The sequence below is a fragment of the Pseudoalteromonas sp. S558 genome (assembly GCF_005886635.1).
In the GTDB taxonomy this organism is placed as follows: Bacteria; Pseudomonadota; Gammaproteobacteria; order Enterobacterales; family Alteromonadaceae; genus Pseudoalteromonas; species Pseudoalteromonas aliena.
The window spans coordinates 1-8,626 of the sequence record NZ_PNDU01000136.1; the positions used below are offsets into that span (position 1 = coordinate 1).

Genomic DNA, 8,626 nt, shown 5'->3' on the forward strand with positions numbered 1-8,626 from the left:
GTGTGCTTCATCGACATGAAACTAGTAAAAACGAAATTTAGCAATTTAGCAATTTAGCAATTTAGCAATTTAGCAATTTAGCAATTTTAAGAAGCACATATGATTTAGCAAACAGTTAGAAGCTGGTTATTGGCTTATTTGCGGCTTAATGCCACTCAAGTCTAACTGAATAGTCATTTCTACATTTCCAGGTTCTACCGCAACATCACTTAAACCTGTTCTAGTAAAATATTCTTCGAAGCCCTGCTGATATTTAGCCGAAAACTGCGTATACGCAGTAATAAATACACTCAACTTTTTAGCTATAAGCGGATACGTTGCAGCGAGTTCTCGTAGTTTTTCAGGCTCAGCAAAGGCAAATTCGGCGTAAGTATTGAAATCATTACCCATAGATGTTTTACCATAATCAGATAAAAAGCCCGCGCTATAATCTGGTGCTAACTCATCTTTTGTAAGTGCCTCAAAATTTGATTTTGCAGGTTTCCAATCTCTATTTAATAAACTTTGCCATGTCATTACGCTCAATGGTGAGTTTTTAAATATAAGTGAACTAAGCTCATGATGTACTCCATAGTATGCATTTTCATAGTTAGCTTTTGTTCCATTCCATTGTGCAACATTAGATAAAGCTATCCATCTAGATCCATAAGTTCCGCCAGCCGCAGCACCTTCAATAGTTATAGAACCTGCAATGTAGATAGTATCAATTACTTCAGAAATAAATCCTTCTGGGTAAACTCCCAAGGCAGACTCAATCCCATCAAGAGTTTCAGCAGCACTATCTAAAGAGGTTATAGTCACTTCAACATTGACTAAACTTCCCTCTTCTTCGGTAAAATCTTTTGGATAAGATTGCTTTGGAGCATCTGTTTTTATATTGAGCTGGTATGTTTTACCCAATCGTTCTGCTTGCTCCGTTTCACTTTCTAGGTAAGAACATGCGTTCAAAAACAATAAAAAACTAAAAAGGACAAAAGCTTTATTTTTCATTTAAACAATCCTTGTTTTATACTCTAAAAAAGCCTGCATATTTGCAGGCTAAAAACGAAAGACCGCAACCAAATAGCGTTATCTTATAATTTTTGGCTTAATGTTACTCAAGTTTAACTGAATAGTCATCTCTACATTTTCAGGTTCTACCGCAACATAGCTTAAACCAGTTCTAGTAAAATATTCTTCGAAGCCCTGCTGGTATTCAGGAAAAACCTGCGTATACGCAGTAATAAACAAACTCAGCTTTTTAGCTATTATTGGGTAGGTTGCGGCAAGTTCCCGCAATTTTTCAGGTTCAGCAAAAGCAAATTCAGCATAAATATTAAAGTCGTTCTCAGCATTAGTTTTACCATATCTAGATAAAAATCCATTTCCATAATCAGGCCCTATATTTTTATTTTGCGTTAAAGCCTCATAATTCGAGGATACAGGCTCCCACTCTTTTGGCAGCAAAGCTTGCCATGCAAATATAACGAAAGGTGAACGTATATAAATTAATGAGCTTAATTCATGGTGAACCCCTTTCAATGAATTTTCGAAGTTAAAGTTCGTGCCATTTTGATCTGAGATATTTACTAATATTATCGAGTTGCTTGAGTATGTCCCACCCGCTTCAGCTCCTTCCATAAGCATAGGACCTGAAATATAAATAACATCAATAACTTTGGAAACAAACCCTACGGGGTACACCTCCAGCGCAGTTTCAATACCATCAAGTGAGTCTGAAGAATCTTCTAAAGAAGTACTTTCCATTTCAAGCGTGGGTTGTTTGCCATTAATTCCCGCAAATTGTTCAGGAAAAAATAAACGAGTATCACCAGCTTTAATATCGAGCTGGTATGTTTTTGCTAATCTATTAGCTTGTTCTGTTTCACTTTCTGGGTAAGAGCATGCGTTCAAAAACAATAAAAAACTAAACAGGACAAAAACTTTATTTTTCATTTTTATAAAATATTTCCAGCTTGTATATCTACACATTACATCCAATACGGATATTTTATTAAGCAATGCCCTATACCTGTTTTAACACCTATTAGTTACAGTTCCAATTTATTAACTTGTTAGTGAGAAATGAGTCAATATCTTTGTGACTGTTTAAATTTACATAGTCCAAGTTGAAATTTAATACAATTTTTTCAACCTTGAGCTGTCTTAAACAGCTATAACCTTCTTTTGATTTGCCGCTACCATCTAGCATACAACTCCCCCAAAACTCATAGGTTTCATCTCCTTTTTTATATGCATCCCAATGATACTTACTCTGCATATCAAAATAAATTTCTTCTAAATCACTCTTAACTAGTGATTGTATTGTTTTTGGAGATTTCTCAATACTTGTCTTGGATAAGTTAACTTGTACATTGTACCTATACTTTCCCGACGAAAGATCTGAAGTAAACGCTTTAAATGTAGCTATTTCTTTGGTCACATTTTCCCCTGAGAAAAATAAACTTGGACCATAGTTAGTAGCGCTATCATAATTTTCATCTTTATTTGGCGTATCTGCTAAGCTAGCTGGCGTTAATTTATCAAGAGGTAAACAATACCCCTGCCACTTTAGTTTGTTCTCAGTGCAACCATTTGCCAATAAAACGCTTAAAAATAAAAGAACGAACTTAATCATTGTGCGGGTCTCTGATAATTAGTGTCACTGTCACAGTCATGGCAATATAAATCGCCGTATAATTTAAACTCAGCTTCATTGGGAACACTATCAAGCCACGTACCACCATAAAAACTAGGTGGTATATTAAACTTTCTAAATGCCTCATGATGGTAATCAGCCATCTGCTTCAAACTCAGTAACCCTTTAACTTTTCCTATATTACCAGCTTGGTAATCGTGGTGGACATACTTTATATGTTGTTTAGCAACCTCTAAACCTACTCTTTTTATCATGTTACGAGTCTCTAGAAATGTACCTCTAAATCCCCCTTTTTCAAGCCCAGCAGCTAAATTAACTACTGTAGAGCGTGCCATGAATTCCCAATAGACAAAACCTTTATTATTCCAAAAAAGAGGATTACCTTTTTCTATTTCTCTTTTAAGCTTCTTTGTATTAGAGACCCACAGAGCATAGCCAATTCGAGCAACTGGGTCCATTTTCCGTAATCGGCTAAGCCAAAAGCCCTCCAAATCTTCACCTAGAAAAAGGGCTCTCTCTTGAGGAGTTATAGATAAGTTTGGGGTAGACATCATTACATTCCTTTTTATATTGAAATCCTTTGATAGAAACTCAGCGTACCTTTAATAGATAATAGTGTCAATTTGACAGCTTATCTAATAAGTTCTCACTGTTAAGGATTGTCGAAACTCAAATAATCATTTGTTTCGCATTATATTAAACAAAAAAAGCCTGCGATTAAGCAGGCTTTTGACTATTTAAACAATTGTATTTTATAAAACAATAATACTCGTTATTAAATATGCTACAAACGTAAGTGCACCACCAAATAAGGCATACGGTAGCTGCGTTTTAACGTGTGTGAGTAAATCACACCCCGATGCAATAGCCGATACTGCGCTGGTGTCAGATATAGGCGAGCAATGATCGCCAAATATACCACCACCCAAAATAGCACCAACAACAAGCGACGGTGGTAAACCTAGCGCTTGAATAAGTGGCACACCAATTGGGATTAATATAGCAAACGTGCCCCACGATGTACCCGTAGTAAACGACATTACCGCGCCGGTTAAAAACAGCACAGGTACGATTAAGTAAATAGGTAGGTAGTCGCCAACCAGTGATGCTACAAATACGCCAGTACCCAATTCTTTTAAGCTTGCGCCAAGTGTAAGCGAAAGCAGTACAATGGCGACCAGTGGCATTAATTCGCCCATACCTTTAAAACCGGTATCAACTAATTGATGGTGCGTAAATTTACGCGAACCAATCATTAAAAAGTAAGCGACAACAATGGCTAAAACTGTTGCGTACAATACTGACTTAGAACCGCTGCCCTCGGCAAGTACACCATTACCGGTGTAATACATAAAGCCAACCATGCTGGTAATAAGCGTAATAAGCGGGATTAACATGTAACGCGCTTTAGAGCCTTTTACTTCTTCTTTTAAGTCAGTTTTTTGAAGCTCTAGTTTTTGTTCGGCTTCTTTCATTGGGCCGTGCACTTTATCAAACGCGATGGTGTAAAAAACAATGACAAGGGTAATTATGGCGTAAAAGTTATACCCTACGCTGCCCCATAACACCGATACCGCCGACTCACCTAGCTCGTAGTTACCTAACAAACCAAGTACAAATGCACCCCAGCCGTTAAGTAGTATTAAAATACACACTGGCGCACTGGTGCTGTCAATAATGTACGCTAGACGCGCTCGGCTCATTTTAAATTTGTCGAATAAGCCACGCGATAAAATACCCGAGGTAAGTACGCTCAGGTTCGATTCTATAAACACCGCAATGCCGGTAAACATGGTTAAAAAGCCCACTTGGCGCTTACTTTTTGCAATGCCTTTGTTCATTAGCATATTAACGGTTGCTGCAACGCCGCCAGATTCGCGAATGTAGGCAAGCAGTGCACCAATTAAAATACTAAATATTAATATGCGTGTATTACCTGGCGAGCTGGCAACAGAAATAATACGTTCAATGGTATTTAAAAAAGTGTCAAACAAGCTATTACCTTCGCCCTGAAAGGCGAGTAAAAACTCAGAAGAAGCAACGGCAACAAGTAGCGCCATAATCACTTCTTTTCGCCAAAACACGATAGCAATCGCAATTAGCGGCGGTAAAATAGAATACCAATGCATAAAAAGTTAACCTTTATTATTAGCGAGTAAACCTCGCTTTGTACGCGTTTTAACGCTTATTTGTTAAGCCTAACAACATAAACCGGCTTAGTTTTATAGACCGCTTAGCTTAATGGATTGGCTTACTCAAGTCACCTGTAAATAAATCACTTAAGGCGGCACAGTTAGTACGTTTTAACCTATACGATAGCTTATTGATTTAGTAACGCTTCATAAATAAGCGACACTACCGATCCGTACTGTGCGGTTTCAAATTGTTTGCCTGTAAATTCGTAACGTTTTAGCGAGCCTTTAATGGCACTATGGCGAGCATTGGTAAGTAAAACAATAGCTAAGTCGTAAGCGGGGTCAATTACGGTCACTGTACCTGTCCAACCTGTGTGGCCATAAGCCTGCGCGCTTGCATAAGGGCCAAAGTGCCAGCGCCTTGCTTGATTATTACCAGCAAGCCTAAAGCCAAGCCCGTAGGTCTCATCGCTGCTTTGCGGCGTTAAAAATTGCGCTAAGGCGCTTGCACTAAATAATTGTTGGTCGCCGTAGCCACCATTATTTAGTAATAGCTGGCAAAGCACGGCTAAGTCGTGAGCGTTACTAAATAATCCTGCATGCCCTGCTACACCATCAAGAGAGTAGTAAGCGCGCTCATCATGCACTTGGCCTTGTAAAACACTGGTGCGAACATTATCAAACTTAATGCGCCCGTCTCGTGTGTTGCCGCTAAGCTCAGTGGCTGCAAATTGCTGCGGCCTAAAGCCTTTTTTAAGTGGATTAAATAACGTGTTAGTTAATTTTAATGGTGCATACACTTGCTGCTCTAGGTATTCGTCAAGAGGCTTCCCTGTAATGCGCTCAATGAGCACGCCTAAAATCATGTAATCAATATCTGAGTAAACATGCTGCCCAGATGATTTACTACTAAAAGGCACGCTGGTAAGTAATAGCTGCTTGGTGGTTTTACTGTTTTGCGAATAAAACGCGTCGCCGTAGCTGCCATCTTTACGGTGAAAGTCAAATACTGGCGGGTATCCGGCGCTGTGAGTAAGTAAATCTTTTACTGTACGTTGCACTCGCCCTTCGCCTTTATATTCGCTTAGGTAGCTTTGCACGGGCTTATTAATATTTAATAACCCTTCGCTTACTAATTTCATAAGTGCAAAGTTGGTGGCAAATATTTTGGTGTTTGAGGCGAGGTCAAACAAGGTATTAGTTTGCATAGGCTCTGGGCGAAGTAGCATTAAATCACTTTGCTGATATTGCTTTGCATCGCCATAGGCAGTTAATTTTATTAGCTCGCCATTTTTAACAACAGCAAGTACAGCCCCAGGAAAACCCGCCTTTACATCGCGATTTATTAACGCATCCACTTCACTAAAATCTACGTGCTTTATTGGCTCATCACTTAAAGTAGGAAATGCAAAACGCAGCGTTAAACTTGCGCCAACAGGGAGAATATTTTCAACTTTAAAGGTATTAACACTATTGTGAGTATTTTTTGCCAAACTGTAATTGTATAGAGTATTGGCGCTCAGTTGGTTAACGTCGAGCTTTTGATTATTAATGTAAATATCGGCGCTTTGTGCGTTATGGTTTTGTATTAATAATTGCCCGCGCCCTTTGTAAGCTTTAAACGTTCCTCGGTTATTTACATAAAACCGGCTACTTGGATTTACCTCAGGAAACGTTACAACCACTTGTGCATTAGGCAGCTCTACAAGTTGGCTTTTTGTAAGTGGTAGCACCGAGCTAATAGGCTCAAGTGGTGTAGTGCAACCCACGGCAATAAAGCTTAACGCCACTATAAATGCTTTTTTTATATAACCACACCTTTGATCTTTTAAAGCAATAAACATGGGCTACCCTTATTTATATAACAAGTAAGGCGCTCTTTGCGCTTTAAATTGCGCAAGCCCCGCCTGCCAGCTTTGTTTTATTTGCGCCTCTGATTCCCCTGCTTCAATAGCTAAGCGCAATTTATTAGTACCCGCTAGTTTATCCATAAAGTCGGCGCGTTCAAAAAACGAGATGTTATTTTTACTAAGCTCCGTGTACGCGTTTATTAAGTAAGTTAAATTTAAACCTGTGATATTTGCTTGTCTTAAATCAAGCCCTTGCACGGTTTGGTTTTTAAACTTAGGGTTTAAAGCAGCGCCTTTAATTGCGCGCGGTGTAAAACTAAAATCATCTAATGCAACTGGCGAATAGCCAATTACTTGAAATGCAAAGTCGGTACCTCTACCAATACTGATAGGTGTTGCCTCAAAAAAGCAAAGTGATGGGTAAAGCGCAATAGCTTGATCGTTAGGTAAGTTAGGGCTTGGTTTTACAGGCAAACTATAAGCACTTTTACGAGTGTAATGATCAACAGGGATCACGGTTAATTTTAAATCGGGCGCTTTATTGATCCAACCCTCGCCTTTGATCATTTTGGCAAGTTCGCCAACGGTCATACCGTGTAACACAGGAATTGGGTGCATGCCTACAAACGATTTAAATTGTGGCTCTAATATTGGCCCATCAACATAGGCAATATTTGGATTGGGTCTGTCGAGCACTAAAAATTCTACCCCATGCTCTGCAGCGGCTTCCATCATGTAATGCATAGAACTTATGTAGGTATAAAAACGTACGCCTACATCTTGAATGTCAAAAATAATAACATCAACATCGGCTAAAGCAGCTTGGCTTGGTTTTTTATTTTTACCATAAATAGAAATAAGCGGAATACCGGTTTTACTATCAACAGCATTTTTTACATGTGCGCCCGCATCGTGATCGCCGCGAAAGCCATGCTCAGGTGCAAAAATTTTAGTTATATTAATATTTTTAGTCAGCAGAGCATCTACTAAGTGAGCTTTCCCTACCGTTGATGTTTGATTAACCACGAGCCCTATACGTTTATTTTTTAACTGCGGTAAGTATTTAACATATTGTTGCGCACCTACTACAAGTGAGTTATTAGCTTCGTTGGCTTGTGCGCTTGAAATAAAAATAGCGCTAAAAATAAAAAATAACGTAATAAGTAGGGTTTTAAACATACTGCAATATCCTTTTAAACAAGGCGTTTAAAATAACATAGGTAATATTAAAGAGCAGCTTTAGAAAGGGGTTAAGTGGGCTTGATTAGGCTTTGAATGGATATAGTAATTAGAAGCTGCGCTTCTCACGCGAGCAAGCTCAGCGTCTACAACGGATAAATAAACTCGGGGTTCGGATTTAAAGATTAGGGCTGTTTTTGCTTGTAGGCGTGTAGCTTGCTAACGCGACGTGCGAAGCTCGTAAATAAAGTATCCGTTATATATCGGTGGTAAGTAATTAGAAGCTGGCGCTTCTCACGCGAGCAAGCTCAGCGTCTACAACGGACAAATAAACTCGGTGTTTAGATTTAAAGATTAGGGATGGTTTTGCTTGTAGGCGTGCAGCTTGCTGACGCAACGAGCGAAGCTCGTAAATAAAGTATCAGTTATATCGGTGGTAAATGATTAGAAGCTGGCGCTTCTCACGCGAGCAAGCTCTGCGTCTACAACGGATAAATAAGCTCGGAGTTTGGATTTAAAAATTAGGGATGGTTTTACTTGTAGGCGTGCAGCTTGCTAACGCGACGAGCGAAGCTCGTAAATAAAGTATCAGTTATATCAGTGGTAAGTAATTAGAAGCTACGCTTCTCACGCGAGCAAGCTCAGCGTCTACAGATTATCAATTTACGTTTCACTTTATTTTAGGCACAAAAAAACCGACTTAATGTCGGCTTATTATGAAAGTGGTGGGCGCAGGAGGATTCGAACCTCCGACCGCTCGGTTCGTAGCCGAGTACTCTATCCAACATCTGAAAAGCGACGGATACGCAAATACATAAGAAAAA

Annotated in this window: 7 protein-coding genes; all 7 read right to left on the bottom strand. The window is 39.1% G+C overall.

Annotated features, from left to right (window positions below; all coding sequences use genetic code 11):
- Window positions 1-126: 126 nt before the first annotated feature.
- Window positions 127-990 carry a hypothetical protein gene (locus tag CWB66_RS10680; RefSeq protein ID WP_171037492.1) on the bottom strand — a complete coding sequence of 288 codons (864 nt, stop codon included), beginning with the start codon at window positions 988-990 and terminating at the stop codon, window positions 127-129.
- Window positions 991-1,068: 78 nt separating this feature from the next.
- Window positions 1,069-1,935 carry a hypothetical protein gene (locus CWB66_RS10685; protein WP_138585373.1) on the bottom strand — a complete coding sequence of 289 codons (867 nt, stop codon included), beginning with the start codon at window positions 1,933-1,935 and terminating at the stop codon, window positions 1,069-1,071.
- A 91-nt stretch (window positions 1,936-2,026) separates the two neighbouring features.
- A complete protein-coding gene (locus tag CWB66_RS10690) occupies window positions 2,027-2,617 on the bottom strand; it encodes a hypothetical protein (protein ID WP_138585374.1) in 591 nt (196 codons plus the stop codon).
- Window positions 2,614-3,192, bottom strand: coding sequence for a hypothetical protein (locus CWB66_RS10695; protein ID WP_252371740.1), 579 nt, complete (start codon window positions 3,190-3,192; stop codon window positions 2,614-2,616). Before CWB66_RS10695 ends, CWB66_RS10690 begins: the two co-directional genes overlap by 4 nt.
- 198 nt (window positions 3,193-3,390) lie before the next feature.
- A complete protein-coding gene (locus CWB66_RS10700) occupies window positions 3,391-4,767 on the bottom strand; it encodes a Na+/H+ antiporter NhaC family protein (protein WP_138585375.1) in 1,377 nt (458 codons plus the stop codon).
- A gap of 191 nt (window positions 4,768-4,958) precedes the next feature.
- Window positions 4,959-6,617 carry a penicillin binding protein PBP4B gene (gene pbp4b, locus CWB66_RS10705; RefSeq protein ID WP_138585376.1) on the bottom strand — a complete coding sequence of 553 codons (1,659 nt, stop codon included), beginning with the start codon at window positions 6,615-6,617 and terminating at the stop codon, window positions 4,959-4,961.
- A gap of 9 nt (window positions 6,618-6,626) precedes the next feature.
- A complete protein-coding gene (locus CWB66_RS10710; protein WP_138585377.1) occupies window positions 6,627-7,802 on the bottom strand; it encodes an exo-beta-N-acetylmuramidase NamZ family protein in 1,176 nt (391 codons plus the stop codon).
- Between the last annotated feature and the right edge of the window lie 824 nt (window positions 7,803-8,626).

Bases quoted from the DNA above. Each gene is read 5' to 3' on its own strand.
- CWB66_RS10685 (WP_138585373.1), bottom strand. From the start codon at position 1,935: ATGAAAAATAAAGTTTTTGTCCTGTTTAGTTTTTTATTGTTTTTGAAC.
- CWB66_RS10690 (WP_138585374.1), bottom strand. From the start codon at position 2,617: ATGATTAAGTTCGTTCTTTTATTTTTAAGCGTTTTATTGGCAAATGGT.
- CWB66_RS10700 (WP_138585375.1), bottom strand. From the start codon at position 4,767: ATGCATTGGTATTCTATTTTACCGCCGCTAATTGCGATTGCTATCGTG.
- CWB66_RS10680 (WP_171037492.1), bottom strand. From the start codon at position 990: ATGAAAAATAAAGCTTTTGTCCTTTTTAGTTTTTTATTGTTTTTGAAC.
- CWB66_RS10695 (WP_252371740.1), bottom strand. From the start codon at position 3,192: ATGATGTCTACCCCAAACTTATCTATAACTCCTCAAGAGAGAGCCCTT.
- CWB66_RS10710 (WP_138585377.1), bottom strand. From the start codon at position 7,802: ATGTTTAAAACCCTACTTATTACGTTATTTTTTATTTTTAGCGCTATT.
- pbp4b (WP_138585376.1), bottom strand. From the start codon at position 6,617: ATGTTTATTGCTTTAAAAGATCAAAGGTGTGGTTATATAAAAAAAGCA.